Here is a 15,045-nt window from a genome sequence, read left to right on the forward strand (position 1 = left end):
AAAAGACGATACATCAAAAAAACATAAAAATAGCTTTATGGTATAAAAATCATATTTTCGCATATGATTAAATTTAGATTCCTCACCATACTCTTTTTATGTGTAGCTGCAGTTTCATCTTGTAAAAAGGATGAAGATCCGGAAAAACAGATTACCGATTTCATCAAAAAAAATAATATAAATGCCGTTAGAGATAACTCTGGCTTATATTATCAGATCATTAAACCTGGTTCGGGTTCGTTTACTTATCCGGGTAATACCAAAATCACCATTAAATACGAAGGCAGGTTGTTAGATGGAAGTGTATTTGATAATGGCGGCGGAAAAGAACAGACCTTTAATCTGGCAGAATTAATCCAGGGCTGGAGAATAGGCATTCCTAAAATCCAGAAAGGTGGCGAAATCAGATTGATTGTTCCACCGGGTTTGGGCTATGGCAGTAGTTCGGTAGGCCCTATCCCCGGAAATTCGGTGTTGGATTTTAACATCCAACTATCAAACGTACAATAAGCATAAGATTAAAGGCGAAAGACCAAAGCAGCGATTTTGATTTTCACGATAAGTCTGTTTTTTAAGTGCAACAATTGTTAAAATAGGTTAAAAATTGTTGCAACCACATTAAAAGCTTATTTTTGCGGATGATGGTTAAGTTTAAGCATATTCTTCTATGATATACTTGACTATAACACTTACAGACGTACAATAATAAATGAACAAATTTACTAAACTTGGCCTATTCGCAATTTTACTGGTAACCGTCGTTTTCAGCTCATGCAAAAAAGAATATGAGTCTATTGAAAGCACAGATGATGCAGCTATTCAAGCCTACTTGAAAAAAAATAATCTTAATTTCGATAAAGATCCGACTAAAGGTTATTATTTTAAAATCAATACACAGGGTACGGGCAGTAAGGTCGCAAATCAGGATTCGGTTTATTATACTTATACTTTCAAAACATTATCAGGGCAAGTTTTACAGCAAACCTCTGATTTAATGATCCTAGGTACTTATTTAGGATATACGGATCAATTCATGATCAATAGTAATACTGTAAATTATGTTTTTGCCCCTGTAAGAGAAGTATTGTCAAAATTGAATCGAGGTGGGAAAGCTACTTTAATTATGCCATCGCATTTAGCTTTTGGTAAAAATGGATTGAGCGCTTTAAATATAGGTTCAAATGAAAATATTATAGTTGATTTAGTGATGTACAACGAATCGAAGAGACATGAGATTGATGAATTGGAAATCAACAAATTTATTGCTAATAATAATTTGACGCTAATTAAAGGCCCTTCAAGAGCTCGTTATAGCATTATTACACCTGGAACTGGAACGGATGCCATTAGCCTGACATCTACAATAGTTGCCAATTATACAGTAAGATATCTTGATGGAACGGTGTTGCAGACTATTACAGATGGAAGTTTTAGCAGTGTTTTAAGCGACTTATATAAAGGATGGCAAATAATTTTACCTGGTAAGGTGACGGCTGGTGGAAAACTTCGTCTGATTATACCTTCTGATTTAGCTAATGGGAGACCTTTAGATTTCGATATAGAAATTGTAAAGGTTACGAATTAGATAACCTATTAGTTATTATGAAGTGCCCAACCATTGGTCGGGCATTTTTTTTTGCTTTTAATTTTCTTGACTTATTTTTTAGGTGTATGTTTGGTATGTAAGGGAAAATATACAATCTAATTATGATAAATAAATTTAATTTACACTACTTAATACTACCTATGCTGGCTAGTATCTCAATAGTTTCCTGTAAAAAGGATGCTAATGTCGGATATCAAGAAGAAAACCTTTCAACAAATGCTGTAAGTATTGAAAACGGATATTTAAAGTTCAGAGATCAAAAAGCTTTTGATTCAATCGGAACTATCGTTTCGAATTATAGTCCCAAACAATTAGATGAATGGGAAAATTCATTCAAGGGGTTTACCTCTTATAGAAATTTGTACAATAAAATTCAAGAAGAGTACGCAACAGTAAATGATTCTGATGCCTTTAGATTATTTCAAAAAAAGTATTCTGAAATGATCACGATAAAGGCGGACAGCTCAATTACTTTTAAATTTGGGACACCATATTCTGCCATTTTTATGAACACAAAGGGCGAATTTAAAGTTGGAGATCAATTTCGGAAGTATACGAAAGAAAACAGTCTAATGCTTTATACAGGCGTGCAAAAAAATGAATCTGAACTGAAAAGTACTTCCAATGTAACAGTTGTTCCTATAAAAAGAATGCTGATGGCTACTAAGAATGCGCTTTCTCTTGCACCGCCACCAGGACAAACCTTTAATAATGGCATGTTATCCCAGAAACTATTTTATAATGGCGATAATAAAAGACGTTTATATGTTGAATTGTGGTATGAATATACCCCATCAGAACATGTAATAACGTATGGCTCATCACGTTTGTATTTTGTCGTACTCCAGGAACTAAAAAAAACTTTTGGAGGTTGGAGATCAAATGAAACAGATTATTATTCAAATGGATGTAATTTGTCATTTGGTACTAGGTTCAATACTGTGCCAGTTGGATTTAATGGTAGTTTTCAGGCTCTCCAAGGTGTAACCGGTCCTATAATATATAACATGCCGTCTTTCCTAGATGAATGTAGCGCAGTTGTTGGCACTGCCCGGTTTACTACTGGTGGTGTTCCTGATGCACCAACTATTTATTATTAACCCAACGCTTCTTTAAAAACTTTTAAAACCCTTTCCCTTGCAAAAGTATGCTCAACTATTGGTTGGGCATATTTTTTTGTGCCGAATTCTGGCACCCACTTTTTAATATATTCCAGTTTAGGGTCAAATTTTTTGGTTTGCAGTTCGGGGTTAAACACCCTGAAATAAGGTGCTGCATCGTTCCCTGATCCTGCGGCCCATTGCCAGCCACCAACATTACTGGCCATTTCATAATCCAGTAATTTTTCGGCAAAGTAGGCTTCTCCCCAGCGCCAGTCGATCAGTAAATGTTTGCTTAGAAAACTGCCCACAATCATCCGTACACGATTGTGCATCCATCCGGTCTGGTTCAGCTGGCGCATGCCTGCATCAACAATCGGGTAGCCTGTATTGCCCTCGCGCCAGGCCTTAAATTCATCCTCGTTGTTGCGCCACTTAATTTTATCGTATTGTTTTTTAAACGAATCGAAAGCAGCGTAGGGAAAGTGCCAGATTATAGTCATGTAAAATTCCCGCCAGGCCAGTTCCGACAGCCAGACATTCGATTTTGCTTCCAATGCATCTTTAACGGCCTTGCGGATGCTTAAGGTTCCAAAACGCAGATGCAGGCCAATGTGTGTAGTGCCATCAAGTGCAGGGAAATCGCGTTCTTTTGCATAATCATCAAGCTTCTTTTTATAATTTAATTTCGGAAAATCAAACTTGCTCTTTTCAAAGCCCATTTCTTTTAAGCCCGGGCTTGACAGGTGCCTGGTTTGTAGCAGGTTTTTAAAATACTTTTTAGTTGGATAAGGCTTTATATAAAAGTCATTCAGTTTGGCATGCCACTGTTTATAAAAAGGGGTAAAAACGGTGTAAGGTGTTTTATCAGCTTTTAAGATTTCGTTTTTTTCAAAAATAACCTGGTCTTTATAGGTTTTAAACACAATTTCTTCGCTGGTTAAAAACTCGGCCATGTTATCATCACGTTCTCGGGCATAGGGTTCATAATCATGATTGGTATACACTTCTTTAACCTGGTATTCCTTTAAAATTTCCGGCCATATTTTCTCGGGTTTCCCGTATTTTACTAGTAAATCCGATCCCTGCTGCTGAAGTTCTTTTTTTAGTGCTTCAATGGTTTCATAAATGAAGGTTACACGTGCATCATCTTTTGGTAGTTTTTCCAGGATGTTCTTGTCAAAAATAAAAAGTGGCAAAACCGGATGATCGCCTTTCAGCGCATGATATAAAGCAGCATTGTCTGCTAAACGTAGATCGCGGCGGAACCAGTGAATAGATATTGGAGTCATTTATTATAAGCTATTAATAGAATCTGGATGTCTGAGCGTTTAGAGATGGGCGGTTGACGGATTAACCATTAATAGAATTTTCAATCGGCAACCCGCAGTTAATAATAAAACAATTAATCCATTCGAACAATTATAGTCCGCTAATTTAACTATACAGCTCCTTCAAAGCATCTTCCAAATGTGTAAATTTAAATTTGAATCCTGCGTCCAAAATCTTCTGTGCGGAGGTGTTATTGCTCATCAAAACGGCATCTACGCGTTCGCCCAATAATAATTCCAATGCTTTTTTAGGGACTTTTATTGGCCAGAACGGGCGGTGGAGCTGATTGGCAATGGCTTTGGTTAAGGCGGCATTGGTTACCGGAAAAGGTGCGCAGGCATTGTAGCATCCTTCCATTTTCAGGTTTTCGATGGCTTCGATATACATTTCAACCATGTCGTCGATGTGTATCCAGGGTGTCCATTGTTTTCCGGTGCCTAAACCGGCTCCAACAAATAATTTTACGGGTTTGTCCAATTGGGGTAATGCACCTCCATCATTGCTCAACACAATCCCGGTACGAAGTTTTACAATCCGAAGGCTCAGTTTTTTGCCTTCATCTACGGCATCTTCCCAAAGCTTACAACAATCTGCTAAAAAGCCATATCCTTTCGGACTTTCTTCCGTCAAAATCTCATCCCCGCAATCGCCATAAAAACCAACTGCTGAAGCAGAGATAAACGATTTCAACTGAAGACCTGGTTTAGATTTTATGGTTTCAAAGAGTAATTCTGTCGATTTTACACGGCTGTCGATAATCTGTTTTTTGCGTTCATCGGTCCATTTTTTATCGGCAACCGGCTCGCCCGCTAAATGGATAATGGCATCTACACCATTTAAACAGTCAGCCTCAATAGTTCCCTTATAAACATCCCATACAAAATTGTTTGCATCGTTATCTTTCTTCCGCGAAAGCGTATTCACCACATAAGCCTTGTTTAGCAAGCGTCTTTTCAGTTCAGTGCCCACAAGCCCTGTAGCGCCGGTAATCAGAATCTTTTTTGCCATATTTTTTAAACACCAAAGATACAAAAGGGTTTGGTTGAGGCGCCTAAAATGCATTAAGCTGGTTCTAATTCTTTTGTTTCCTATTTGTAAAGAATTACTTAGCCGTTGGATGAAGAATAAAAATAAGATAAATTTGTAAAGCGTTCTTATACCCTTTTCGATAAAAGATGTCCAAAAAAATTTTAGTCTGGTTTAGAAATGATCTTCGCTTGCATGATAACGAAATGCTGGTGGAAGCGATTGCTAAATCTGATGCGATTTTACCTGTTTACATTCTAGATCACCGTTCTTTTGGCGAAACCAAGTACGGGAGTTTAAAAACAGGTAATATCAGAGCGCAGTTTATTTTAGAAAGTGTTTTGGGCTTGCGCAATGCTTTAAAACAGATTGGCGGAAATTTACTGATTGCTGAAGGTAAGCCCGAAGATATTATTCCTCAGCTTGTTCAGGAATATGAGATTACTGAAGTTTACCATCACCGCGAAGTAGCACGGGAAGAAACACATATTTCTACACTTGTAGAAAATGCACTCTGGAAATTACGTGTCAACCTGAAACATTTTATTGGTCATACCTTATATAATAAAGAAGATTTGCCTTTTCCTATTAAGGATATTCCTGATGCTTTTAACCAGTTTAAAAAGAAAATTGAGCGTGATTCGATGATCAAACCCTGTTTTGCGGCGCCAGATCGGATCAATGTAGCAGAAGTGATTGACTGGGGTACATTACCGGCTTTGGAAGATCTCAATCTTCTGCCACAGCAAAAGGACCAGCGTGCTGATTTTGAGTTTAAAGGTGGGGAAGCTGAAGGTTTGGTTCATCTTCAAAAGGTAATTTTGGCTATGCAACAAGCTGCAACAACAAAGAATTTAATTCTTGCTTCTAAACTTTCCGCTTGGTTGGCCATTGGAAGCCTGTCGCCGCGCAAAGTTTACTGGGAAATTAAAAAGATGGAAAGTGTGCCCAATACTAAAGCCATGTTTAATCATATTTTATTAGGCCTGCTGTGGAGAGATTATTTCCGTTTCATGTTCAAAAAGTATGGCAATACGTTCTTTAGCCCTGATGGATTTGGCAGCCAGGGCTTGGTTGATGTTGAAAATGAACAGGAGAATTTTAATAAATGGCGCAATGCGCAAACTGGCTTTGCAGTAGTAGATGCAGTGATGACCGAATTAAACCAAACGGGTTTTATTTCGAACATAGCCCGCCAGACAGCAGCGCTTTACCTGATTAATAATTTAGAGGTAAGCTGGGTTTTAGGTGCTGCCTATTTTGAAGAAAAATTGATTGATTATAATCCTGCGAGTAATTGGGGCAATTGGGCCAATGTTGCCGGTGTAGGTAATGATCAAAAATCTAAAAGTGTTTTCGATCTGGATAAAAATATCAAAAATCTCGACCCAAAAGGCAACTACTCCATAACTTGGGCATCATAGTTGTGAGGATTGAATTTAAAATTGCTGGCTGTTAAATGATCGCATTTGGGTAATTGAATTTTAACAGATTCTGCCCATATTTTGTATAACTGGCTGGTTCATTTACGCACTTGCAAATTTAAAGCCCGCTCATTTATTTTAATCGAGATTTTTGCCGTTTATATAAGGTAAAATTCTAATTTTGTAATGCTTATAGTAAATAGTTAATAATGGATAAATTATCTTATCTTAACGGCGCAAACGCCGAATATATAGAGTCTTTATATCAATCCTACCAGCAAGATCCATCATCTGTTGAGTTTGGTTGGCAGAAATTTTTCGAAGGTTTTGATTTTGGAAGGGGATCTGAGGCACCTGCAGGAACCGCAGAAACACCGGAACACTTTTTAAAAGAGGTTAATGTTTTAAATCTCATTGATGGCTATCGTAGCCGCGGTCACTTATTCACGCACACCAATCCTGTGCGCGAACGGCGTAAACATTTACCAACCCTGGATCTGGCAAATTTTGGATTATCAGATGCCGACCTGGAAACTGTTTTCAACTCTGGCGTGGAGATTGGTATCGGTGCAGCAAAATTGAAGGACATTGTAGCCTTTTTAAAACAAACATATGCTGGTTCTATCGGAGCCGAATTTAAATTTTTACGTACACCAGAAGTGTTGAACTGGATTCAGCAAAAAATGGAAAGTGCACGTAATACGCCTAACTTCTCTATTGATGAGAAAAAACGTATTCTCCGGAAATTAAACGAAGCGGTAAGTTTCGAAAATTTCCTGGGTACAAAATTCTTGGGTCAAAAACGTTTTTCATTAGAAGGTGCAGAAGCTTTAATCCCTGCTTTAGATTCGGTAATTGAAAAAGGTGCTGAACTGGGAATTGAAGAATTTGTAATTGGTATGGCACACCGCGGTCGTTTGAACGTACTGGCCAATATCATGCAAAAAACATACAAAGATATTTTTGCCGAGTTTGAAGGCAAAAGTTACAGCCCTGATACCCCATACGGTGGTGACGTTAAATACCATTTGGGTTATTCTACAGATGTTGCAACCGTTTCGGGCAAAAGCGTTCACTTAAGTTTATGTCCTAACCCATCGCACTTAGAAACGGTTGATGGCGTGGTAGAAGGCATGAGCCGCTCTAAAATAGATTTTAAATATGGTGGCGACAACAGCCGTTTAGCACCGATTTTGATTCACGGTGATGCATCAGTTGCCGGACAGGGTATTGTTTATGAAGTAATCCAGATGGCTGGTTTGGAAGGTTACAAAACAGGAGGTACCATTCACCTGGTAATCAATAACCAGATTGGTTTTACCACCAACTATAAAGATGCCCGTACCAGTACTTACTGTACCGATATTGCTAAAGTAACGTTATCTCCCGTTTTTCATGTGAATGGTGATGATCCTGAAGCTCTGGTTTATGCCATTAATTTAGCCATGGAATACCGTCAGAAATATAAAAACGATGTTTTTATTGATATTCTTTGTTATCGTCGCTTCGGGCACAACGAGTCTGATGAACCTAAATTTACGCAGCCGTTACTATATAAAACGATCGAAAAACACCCTAACCCAAGGGAAATATATATTGATCAGCTAACGAAGGAAGGTAAGCTGGAAGCTGGTTTGGCAAAAGAGATGGAAAAAGATTTCCGTGGCATTTTGCAGGAACGTTTAAATGAAGCTAAAGAATATGTGGCCAGCAACAGCGAAGTTAAATTTGGGGGTGCATGGGCGGATTTGCGGATGGCTACACCTAAAGATTTCGAAGCCTCACCTGTTACAGCCGTTAAAAAAAGTACGTTATTGGAAATCGGTAAACGCATTACCACTTTACCTTCAAATAAAAAATTCTTCAAGAAAATCGAAAAACTATTTGCCGAGCGTACCAAAATGGTAAACGAAACGCTAGTTTTCGATTGGGCAATGGGCGAGCAGCTTGCATATGGTACTTTGTTATCAGAAGGTAAACGCGTTCGTTTAAGTGGTCAGGATGTGGAGCGAGGTACTTTCTCTCACCGTCATGCCGTATTAACACTTGAAGACAGCGAGGAAGAATATGTGCCATTGGCTAATATCTCAGATCAACAGGCTTCATTTGATATTTACAATTCACACTTATCAGAGTATGGTGTTTTAGGTTTTGAATATGGGTATGCCATGGCCAATCCAAACGCCTTAACCATTTGGGAAGCACAGTTTGGTGATTTCTTTAACGGTGCGCAGATTGTTGTCGATCAGTATATTGCAAGTGCTGAAACCAAGTGGCAACGTGAAAATGGTTTGGTGATGTTGTTGCCTCACGGTTATGAAGGGCAGGGACCAGAACATTCGTCAGCGCGTATTGAGCGTTTTATGGAGCTTTGTGCAGATTACAATATGCAGGTAACCAACTGTACCACTCCGGCAAACTTCTTCCATGTTTTACGTCGCCAGTTTAAACGCGATTTCCGTAAACCTTTGGTTGTATTTACGCCAAAAAGTTTATTACGTCACCCGGCCTGTGTTTCTAAATTAGAAGAATTTACCGAAGGTGGTTTTAAAGAAATAATTGACGATACAAATGCTAAAGTTGCAGATGTAACGCGTATTGTTTTCTGTAGCGGTAAAATTTATTATGAATTGTTGGAGAAACAACAGGCTGACAAAATTAACCATGTAGCCCTGGTTCGTGTAGAGCAGTTATATCCAACTCCGGTTGATCAGATGGAAGCCATTCAGAAGAAATATAAAAATGCAAAAGAAATTTTCTGGGTACAGGAAGAACCGGAAAACATGGGTGCATGGCCATATTTGTTCCGCAAGCTGTATAAAACAGGTTTAAAAGGCATTGATGTAATTTCGAGAAGAGAAAGCAGTAGTACAGCTACTGGTTTTGCAAAACAACATGCCAACCAACAAACTTATATTTTAGCCAAGGCTCTTGAGCTTCCTGTTAAACAGGAAGAAGTAAAGGAAGCGACCAAAAAAGCCACTAAAAAAATGGCAGAAGCAGATTAAAGGAAGGTACCGAGGGGTTAAAGTAGCGGATTTAAGTAATTCACAATTTTAAACTTTCAATCTTAAAACATAATAACAACAAAAATTACAATTTTAAAAATATGAGTTTAGAGATAAAAGTTCCACCTGTTGGTGAATCGATCACCGAGGTTGTTTTATCAAGATGGATAAAAAACGACGGAGATGTGGTTGAAATGGATGAAGTGATCGCCGAATTAGAATCGGATAAAGCAACATTCGAATTAACCGCAGAACAAGCTGGAACTTTAAAAACCATAGCCGCCGAAGGCGATACTTTAGCCATTGGCGCAGTAGTTTGTAAAATTGAAGATGGTGGTGCAGCTGCCAGTCCGAAAGCCGAAGTGGAAAGTCCGAAAGCTGATGCACAGGCTCCCGCAGCGGTAGCTGAAGCACTTAAGGCTCAGGATACAGCTACTTCTAAAGATTCTTATGCTACAGGTACGCCTTCGCCTGCTGCAGGTAAAATTCTTGCTGAAAAAGGTATTGATGCTGCTGCAGTAAAAGGTACCGGTGTTGATGGGCGCATTACCAAAGATGATGCTGTAAAGGCAGAAGCGGGTAAAAAAGCTGAAGCACCAAAAGCCAGTACTCCGGTTGCAGCTGCTGCCCCTGCAGGAAGCCGCGGAGAGCGCCGTGAAAAAATGTCGCCATTGCGTAGAACCGTTGCAAAACGTTTGGTTGCTGTTAAAAATGAAACCGCGATGTTAACCACTTTCAATGAGGTTAACATGAAACCGATTATGGATTTACGCGGAAAATATAAAGATCAGTTTAAAGAGAAATTTGGAGTTGGTTTGGGTTTTATGAGCTTTTTCACCAAGGCTGTTACCGAAGCACTGAAAGATTTCCCTGCTGTAAATGGTCGTATAGAAGGTGATGAATTGGTATATAATGATTTCGCTGATATTTCTATCGCCGTCTCTGCACCAAAAGGTTTGGTGGTACCCGTTATCCGTAATGCAGAAAGCATGACATTGGCTCAGATTGAAAAATCGGTATTGGAATTGGCTTTAAAAGCGCGCGATAGCAAATTAACCATTGAAGAAATGACCGGTGGAACATTCACCATCACAAATGGTGGTGTATTTGGCTCAATGATGTCTACTCCGATTATTAATGCACCACAATCGGCTATTTTAGGTATGCACAACATTGTTGAGCGTCCGGTAGCTGAAAAAGGTGAAGTGGTGATCCGTCCGATGATGTATGTTGCTTTATCTTACGACCACAGAATTATAGACGGACGTGAGTCTGTTGGTTTTCTGGTTCGTGTGAAACAATTATTAGAAGACCCGGCAAGATTGTTACTAGGTGTTTAATCCAAAACCCGATTAATCGGTATTAATATAGGAAGTCAAGTTTTATTAGCCATTGTGCGATAAAAAACTTGACTTCTTTTTTATGACCATAAATGAAATTAACGTTCAACTTAAAATTTCTCTTCATTTTTTTAGCGATATTCCTGATTGAAGTTCTAATCGCTAAATATCTTCACGATGCTTTTATCAGGCCTTTTGGCGGTGATGTGTTGGTGGTGGTATTAATTTATGCATTCTTCAGAATATTTTTAGTAACCAATAACAAAAGACTTGCTTTAGGTGTATTGATTTTTTCTTTTATAATCGAATTCTTACAGGCCGTTCATTATGTAAACTGGCTTGGCCTAAAGGATAATAAGTTCTGGAGTATTGTTTTAGGGACTTACTTTTCTGTTTATGACCTGCTTGCTTACTTTATTGGCTATCTGATCTGTTTGTGTTTTAAGGATTAAGATAAATTACTTTTCTTATTTAGAGAGTGCTTTAATGGGGTTCAGATCCAGTTGTTTAAATTCTACTTCGCTACCTTCTGCCTGTAAAGCAATTTGACCACTACTTGCAGTACAATTGGTGCCATGGTTTACCAGAATGCCGTTTACCCAAACCTTTACTTCATTGTTTAAACATTGGATAATCATGGTATTCCATTCGCCAGCTGGTTTTTCACTATCGTCTGTTAAGTTTTTTATACGGCGTAGCTTGTCGCCATTTATACCCCAGTTTTCTTTTGGTCCACGCCTGTTTACCATGTCCGGTACGGTGATATCTTCCTCAATGCACCAAAAATCGCCCGCATCTTTATGTTGCATCTGTACCTCCATGGATTTTGGAAACATTCCATAAAGTACGCGTGGGGTTGAGACGTGTACTAAAACGCCACAGTTGCCTGGCTTGCCGGCAAAACGGTACTGTAAGGTTAATTGATAATTTTTATAAATTTTATCGGTTATCAAATGTCCGCCAGGAGTGCCTAAACTCACTAACATGCCATTACGAACAATAAATGGGTTGATGGTGTCTGGCTTGCTGTCCATTGCAGGAACGTCTGTGTGCCAGCCATCTAAATTTTTGCCGTTAAAAAGGCTCTTCTGGGCAAATGCCGACATATTTAATGTGAAGAATAACAGCAGGCTGAAACGAAATTTCATAATATTTGGTTTTATATCTCAAATATACTTATTATCAAAATGTTAATGTCTGTATATTTTATTTAAAATGGTTTGCAACAGGCATAAATCCGTTGTGGTAAAGCGGTTGAAAGCATCAACCCCGATAAAAAATTGCATTGTCATTACCCTGTATTGTCTATTTTTGCAAGAGTTGATTTAGTTCCTATTCTTTAACTCTCATCCTAATAAATGGGGAATACACTATTTTGATTTACCACATTAGCAAATTGCATTTTTAGGCATAAAACAATGACCAAGAATCAGAATCATTACGACGTATTAATTATCGGTGCCGGCCCGATAGGGATGGCCTGTGCAATTGAAGCTAAGAGAGCAAACTTAAGTTACGTAATTATAGAGAAAGGTGCCTTGGTAAACAGTTTGTTCAACTATCCGGTATTTATGACCTTCTTTTCTACTTCACAGAAATTAGAGATAGGGGGCGTGCCTTTTGTAACCATTAGCCCGAAACCAAATCGTAACGAAGCCGTAGAATATTATCGTCGTGTGGCCGAAAAATTTGATTTAAAGATCAATCTTTTTGAACGTGTGCAACAGGTGGTCAAAAACGAATCTGATGTTTTTGAAATCAAGACTTCTAAAACAGGTTATACTGCAAAGAATGTAATTGTTGCCACAGGATTTTATGATGTGCCTTTGTTAATGAATGTGCCGGGCGAGGATCTGCCAACAGTAACGCACTACTATAAAGATCCGCATTTGTATGCCTTTCAGAATGTAGTGGTGGTTGGTGCCAATAATTCTGGAGTTGATGCGGCTTTAGAAACCTATCGTAAAGGTGCAAACGTAACCATGGTGGTGAGGAGTGGTGAACTTGGTCCACATGTTAAATATTGGGTGCGCCCGGATATACAGAACAGGATTAAAGAGGGCGAAATTACGGCGTTTTTCCATTCGGAATTGGTTGAGATACGCGAGGGTGAGGTTGATATTAAAACGCCTGAAGGAATAAAAACCATCCCAAATGATTTTGTAATTGCGATGACGGGCTACCAGCCAGATTTTTCGATGTTGAAGAAATTCGGTATCGACCTTCCTGAAAGCCTTTGTCCATCCTACAACGAAGAAACCATGGAAACCAACGTTAAGGGTTTATACCTGGCAGGTGTAGTTTGCGGAGGTTTAGATACGCACAAACTTTTTATCGAAAACTCCAGGGTACATGCTGAAATGATTGTAAAGAATATTTTGAGTTAGGGGAGAAACTTATCTTATAATGTTTCGCAATAGCCGTAAAAGGCAGGATCTCATAAGTCTATAGAGCTAAATTTCTGCAATCATTTTCTTCGATTTTCCATATTTATAGACTGCACGCAACATTAATGCGATTATCAAAATTTGGATGACCAATAGGCCATTAAATGGAGTAAAAACGGTTGTAGCAAATCCTGTTATTGCATTAACTTCGGTTGGTTTGGCTTTTACTGATAGTGGAGGATAGACTGTCCATCCACTTTTCCAGGGATTAAAAAATGTGGCAATTAAACTCAGTTTGACTAATAATACATTAAAGCCTAAACCCAAGAGTAAAAAGATACCGAGTGGTAATTTCCGATTAAAGTCATGCATTTTTTCTTTAATAAAATAGATTATAAAGGAAAAAATCGTGAAAAAACATAGAATAAGATGCTGATTCGCAATAACAAAATAGGTATCATGCAGGTTAATGTCTATATCTTTCTCGAAAATAGCTTTTCCAAAAAAAAGTAGCCCGATAATGATTGTAAATGAGATACAGCATGCAAGCCATAAAGTTTCTTGTAGTATTGGTTTGATCTTCATGATGAGAGAGATTCAGATAAATTTTTATTATATCGTTGTATTAATTAGGGCGGTCGTCTTCTCTACTGAAGCGCAATCCCGAAATTTCGGTAGGGAATCTATTAGATGGATTTCTCCATTCCACGGCGTTACAGTCAGGATGATGTTTTTTACTGAACGAAGACCTTCAGCATACGCTCTACAAAGCTCTCAATTGCCTTTTCCACACCCGACAAATCTTTCGAAGTAATATAAGAGCCCATTACATGATTCCCTGCATTGGGTATAGCTACTTTTCTTTTTAAGTGATTTGGCGTGCCCAGTTCATCGAACATTTTCAGCATGGCATCAACCCTTACTACAGGATCCTGTTCTAGTTCACTTTTATAATAATAAAGGAGTAAAACAGGTTGCTTTACCTTTTGGAACGTTCTTTTTACCATAGTGCTTTCAATAAATTCTTCCAGTTCTACCAGCGATTCTAGCCGGTAATTGGTGTACCAGTATTTTTTGTATTCGTCGGTGCGGTCGTCTACTTTACGTTCATCGCCACCCACTACTTTTCTGGCAATTTGTAAACCCCAGGGATTATTCAAAAGCCAGGCGTTTTTATCATTGATGGCCACATTTGGCGACATTAAAATCAGGCTGTTAATTTCAGGATAAGTCGACGCTAGTTTTAAAGCCACCGTTCCACCGGTAGAAGTGCCGACTAAAATTACTTTTTTGCCCAGTTTTTTGCCAATGGCATAAGCCTGTTTGCTGGATTCCCAAAGACGGTCGGCCGTAAAATATTGCATTGGCGCCAAAGTATCAATGCCATGGTCGGCCAGGCGGGCAAGGTATAAATTAGCATGGAGCGCTTTAGCCAAGTTTAAATGTACCGGATTGCCTTCTGTTTTTGAGGCTGAAAAACCATGTAAATACACAACGGCATATTCGGTTTGTTGGTGGGGTTTATCGGCCCAAACAATTTCAGCTTCGTTGCCCGGTTTTATTTTATGCATGGATTCGATGCTGGCTACGTAATTGTCCAGATCAGCAAGATCGGGCACTTTTGTCAACTCCTCGCTGAATAAAGGTTTTTTGGGTTTTGGACCTGACAAATAAGCTGCGATAATAAATGCCGAAAGACCAATAATTACTTTGTAGCGTTTTTTCATGCCATTAAATATTGGTTTAAATGTAAAATATGAATTTAAATAAAGCTAATTTTTAGCTGAATTAATTGTCGCTTTGAGGTGTTTTTTACCTGCAC

Annotated in this window: 13 protein-coding genes; 8 read left to right on the forward strand and 5 right to left on the reverse strand. The window is 38.6% G+C overall.

Annotated elements, in window-relative coordinates; genetic code table 11:
* Nucleotides 1-63: 63 nt before the first annotated feature.
* The 3 genes from ACIQXP_RS20890 to ACIQXP_RS20900 all read left to right on the forward strand — a co-directional run bounded on the left by ACIQXP_RS20890 (nucleotide 64) and on the right by ACIQXP_RS20900 (nucleotide 2,706).
* On the forward strand, nucleotides 64-510 hold the full coding sequence (locus ACIQXP_RS20890; RefSeq protein ID WP_387507466.1) for an FKBP-type peptidyl-prolyl cis-trans isomerase: 447 nt from the start codon (nucleotides 64-66) through the stop codon (nucleotides 508-510).
* Nucleotides 511-709: 199 nt separating this feature from the next.
* Complete coding sequence (locus ACIQXP_RS20895; protein WP_387507468.1) at nucleotides 710-1,585, forward strand: FKBP-type peptidyl-prolyl cis-trans isomerase; 876 nt, start codon at nucleotides 710-712, stop codon at nucleotides 1,583-1,585.
* A gap of 122 nt (nucleotides 1,586-1,707) precedes the next feature.
* Nucleotides 1,708-2,706 (forward strand): hypothetical protein, encoded by a 999-nt coding sequence (locus tag ACIQXP_RS20900; RefSeq protein ID WP_387507470.1) that lies wholly within the window; start codon nucleotides 1,708-1,710, stop codon nucleotides 2,704-2,706.
* On the opposite strand, the gene ACIQXP_RS20905 is transcribed toward ACIQXP_RS20900, so the two are convergent.
* Both ACIQXP_RS20905 and ACIQXP_RS20910 read right to left on the reverse strand, forming a co-directional pair.
* The gene (locus ACIQXP_RS20905) at nucleotides 2,703-3,998 is read right to left on the reverse strand and encodes a cryptochrome/photolyase family protein (RefSeq protein WP_387507473.1); all 1,296 of its coding nucleotides are present in this window, start codon (nucleotides 3,996-3,998) and stop codon (nucleotides 2,703-2,705) included. The two genes, ACIQXP_RS20900 and ACIQXP_RS20905, sit on opposite strands and share 4 nt — an antisense overlap.
* A 145-nt stretch (nucleotides 3,999-4,143) precedes the next feature.
* Nucleotides 4,144-5,046 carry a TIGR01777 family oxidoreductase gene (locus ACIQXP_RS20910; protein WP_387507476.1) on the reverse strand — a complete coding sequence of 301 codons (903 nt, stop codon included), beginning with the start codon at nucleotides 5,044-5,046 and terminating at the stop codon, nucleotides 4,144-4,146.
* A 167-nt stretch (nucleotides 5,047-5,213) separates the two neighbouring features.
* Between ACIQXP_RS20910 and ACIQXP_RS20915 the strand changes: the two genes are divergently transcribed.
* The 4 genes from ACIQXP_RS20915 (at nucleotide 5,214) to ACIQXP_RS20930 (ending at nucleotide 11,288) form a co-directional block, all read left to right on the forward strand.
* Complete coding sequence (locus tag ACIQXP_RS20915; RefSeq protein ID WP_387507479.1) at nucleotides 5,214-6,488, forward strand: DASH family cryptochrome; 1,275 nt, start codon at nucleotides 5,214-5,216, stop codon at nucleotides 6,486-6,488.
* Nucleotides 6,489-6,697: 209 nt separating this feature from the next.
* Nucleotides 6,698-9,496: a 2-oxoglutarate dehydrogenase E1 component gene (locus ACIQXP_RS20920; RefSeq protein WP_387507482.1), complete on the forward strand. Its 2,799-nt coding sequence runs from the start codon at nucleotides 6,698-6,700 to the stop codon at nucleotides 9,494-9,496.
* Between the two features lie 101 nt (nucleotides 9,497-9,597).
* Nucleotides 9,598-10,836: a 2-oxoglutarate dehydrogenase complex dihydrolipoyllysine-residue succinyltransferase gene (gene odhB / locus ACIQXP_RS20925; RefSeq protein WP_293743151.1), complete on the forward strand. Its 1,239-nt coding sequence runs from the start codon at nucleotides 9,598-9,600 to the stop codon at nucleotides 10,834-10,836.
* Between the two features lie 92 nt (nucleotides 10,837-10,928).
* Nucleotides 10,929-11,288, forward strand: coding sequence for a ribosomal maturation YjgA family protein (locus ACIQXP_RS20930; RefSeq protein ID WP_387507486.1), 360 nt, complete (start codon nucleotides 10,929-10,931; stop codon nucleotides 11,286-11,288).
* Nucleotides 11,289-11,303: 15 nt separating this feature from the next.
* On the opposite strand, the gene ACIQXP_RS20935 is transcribed toward ACIQXP_RS20930, so the two are convergent.
* A complete protein-coding gene (locus ACIQXP_RS20935; RefSeq protein ID WP_293743153.1) occupies nucleotides 11,304-11,984 on the reverse strand; it encodes a 3-keto-disaccharide hydrolase in 681 nt (226 codons plus the stop codon).
* A 270-nt stretch (nucleotides 11,985-12,254) separates the two neighbouring features.
* Here ACIQXP_RS20935 and ACIQXP_RS20940 point away from each other — a divergent pair, with 270 nt between their 5' ends.
* Nucleotides 12,255-13,223 (forward strand): YpdA family putative bacillithiol disulfide reductase, encoded by a 969-nt coding sequence (locus tag ACIQXP_RS20940; RefSeq protein ID WP_387507488.1) that lies wholly within the window; start codon nucleotides 12,255-12,257, stop codon nucleotides 13,221-13,223.
* A gap of 66 nt (nucleotides 13,224-13,289) precedes the next feature.
* Here the strand turns inward: ACIQXP_RS20940 and ACIQXP_RS20945 are convergent, their stop codons facing one another.
* Both ACIQXP_RS20945 and ACIQXP_RS20950 read right to left on the reverse strand, forming a co-directional pair.
* Nucleotides 13,290-13,808 (reverse strand): hypothetical protein, encoded by a 519-nt coding sequence (locus ACIQXP_RS20945; protein ID WP_387507490.1) that lies wholly within the window; start codon nucleotides 13,806-13,808, stop codon nucleotides 13,290-13,292.
* 149 nt (nucleotides 13,809-13,957) lie between these two features.
* The gene (locus ACIQXP_RS20950) at nucleotides 13,958-14,950 is read right to left on the reverse strand and encodes an alpha/beta hydrolase (RefSeq protein ID WP_387507493.1); all 993 of its coding nucleotides are present in this window, start codon (nucleotides 14,948-14,950) and stop codon (nucleotides 13,958-13,960) included.
* Between the last annotated feature and the right edge of the window lie 95 nt (nucleotides 14,951-15,045).

It is taken from the genome of Pedobacter suwonensis (genome assembly GCF_044762335.1).
Lineage (GTDB): Bacteria > Bacteroidota > Bacteroidia > Sphingobacteriales > Sphingobacteriaceae > Pedobacter.

Coding starts and splice junctions, on each gene's coding strand:
- ACIQXP_RS20915 (WP_387507479.1), top strand. CDS start 5,214: ATGTCCAAAAAAATTTTAGTCTGGTTTAGAAATGATCTTCGCTTGCAT.
- ACIQXP_RS20935 (WP_293743153.1), bottom strand. CDS start 11,984: ATGAAATTTCGTTTCAGCCTGCTGTTATTCTTCACATTAAATATGTCG.
- ACIQXP_RS20890 (WP_387507466.1), top strand. CDS start 64: ATGATTAAATTTAGATTCCTCACCATACTCTTTTTATGTGTAGCTGCA.
- ACIQXP_RS20910 (WP_387507476.1), bottom strand. CDS start 5,046: ATGGCAAAAAAGATTCTGATTACCGGCGCTACAGGGCTTGTGGGCACT.
- ACIQXP_RS20940 (WP_387507488.1), top strand. CDS start 12,255: ATGACCAAGAATCAGAATCATTACGACGTATTAATTATCGGTGCCGGC.
- ACIQXP_RS20905 (WP_387507473.1), bottom strand. CDS start 3,998: ATGACTCCAATATCTATTCACTGGTTCCGCCGCGATCTACGTTTAGCA.
- ACIQXP_RS20900 (WP_387507470.1), top strand. CDS start 1,708: ATGATAAATAAATTTAATTTACACTACTTAATACTACCTATGCTGGCT.
- odhB (WP_293743151.1), top strand. CDS start 9,598: ATGAGTTTAGAGATAAAAGTTCCACCTGTTGGTGAATCGATCACCGAG.
- ACIQXP_RS20945 (WP_387507490.1), bottom strand. CDS start 13,808: ATGAAGATCAAACCAATACTACAAGAAACTTTATGGCTTGCATGCTGT.
- ACIQXP_RS20950 (WP_387507493.1), bottom strand. CDS start 14,950: ATGAAAAAACGCTACAAAGTAATTATTGGTCTTTCGGCATTTATTATC.
- ACIQXP_RS20930 (WP_387507486.1), top strand. CDS start 10,929: ATGAAATTAACGTTCAACTTAAAATTTCTCTTCATTTTTTTAGCGATA.
- ACIQXP_RS20895 (WP_387507468.1), top strand. CDS start 710: ATGAACAAATTTACTAAACTTGGCCTATTCGCAATTTTACTGGTAACC.
- ACIQXP_RS20920 (WP_387507482.1), top strand. CDS start 6,698: ATGGATAAATTATCTTATCTTAACGGCGCAAACGCCGAATATATAGAG.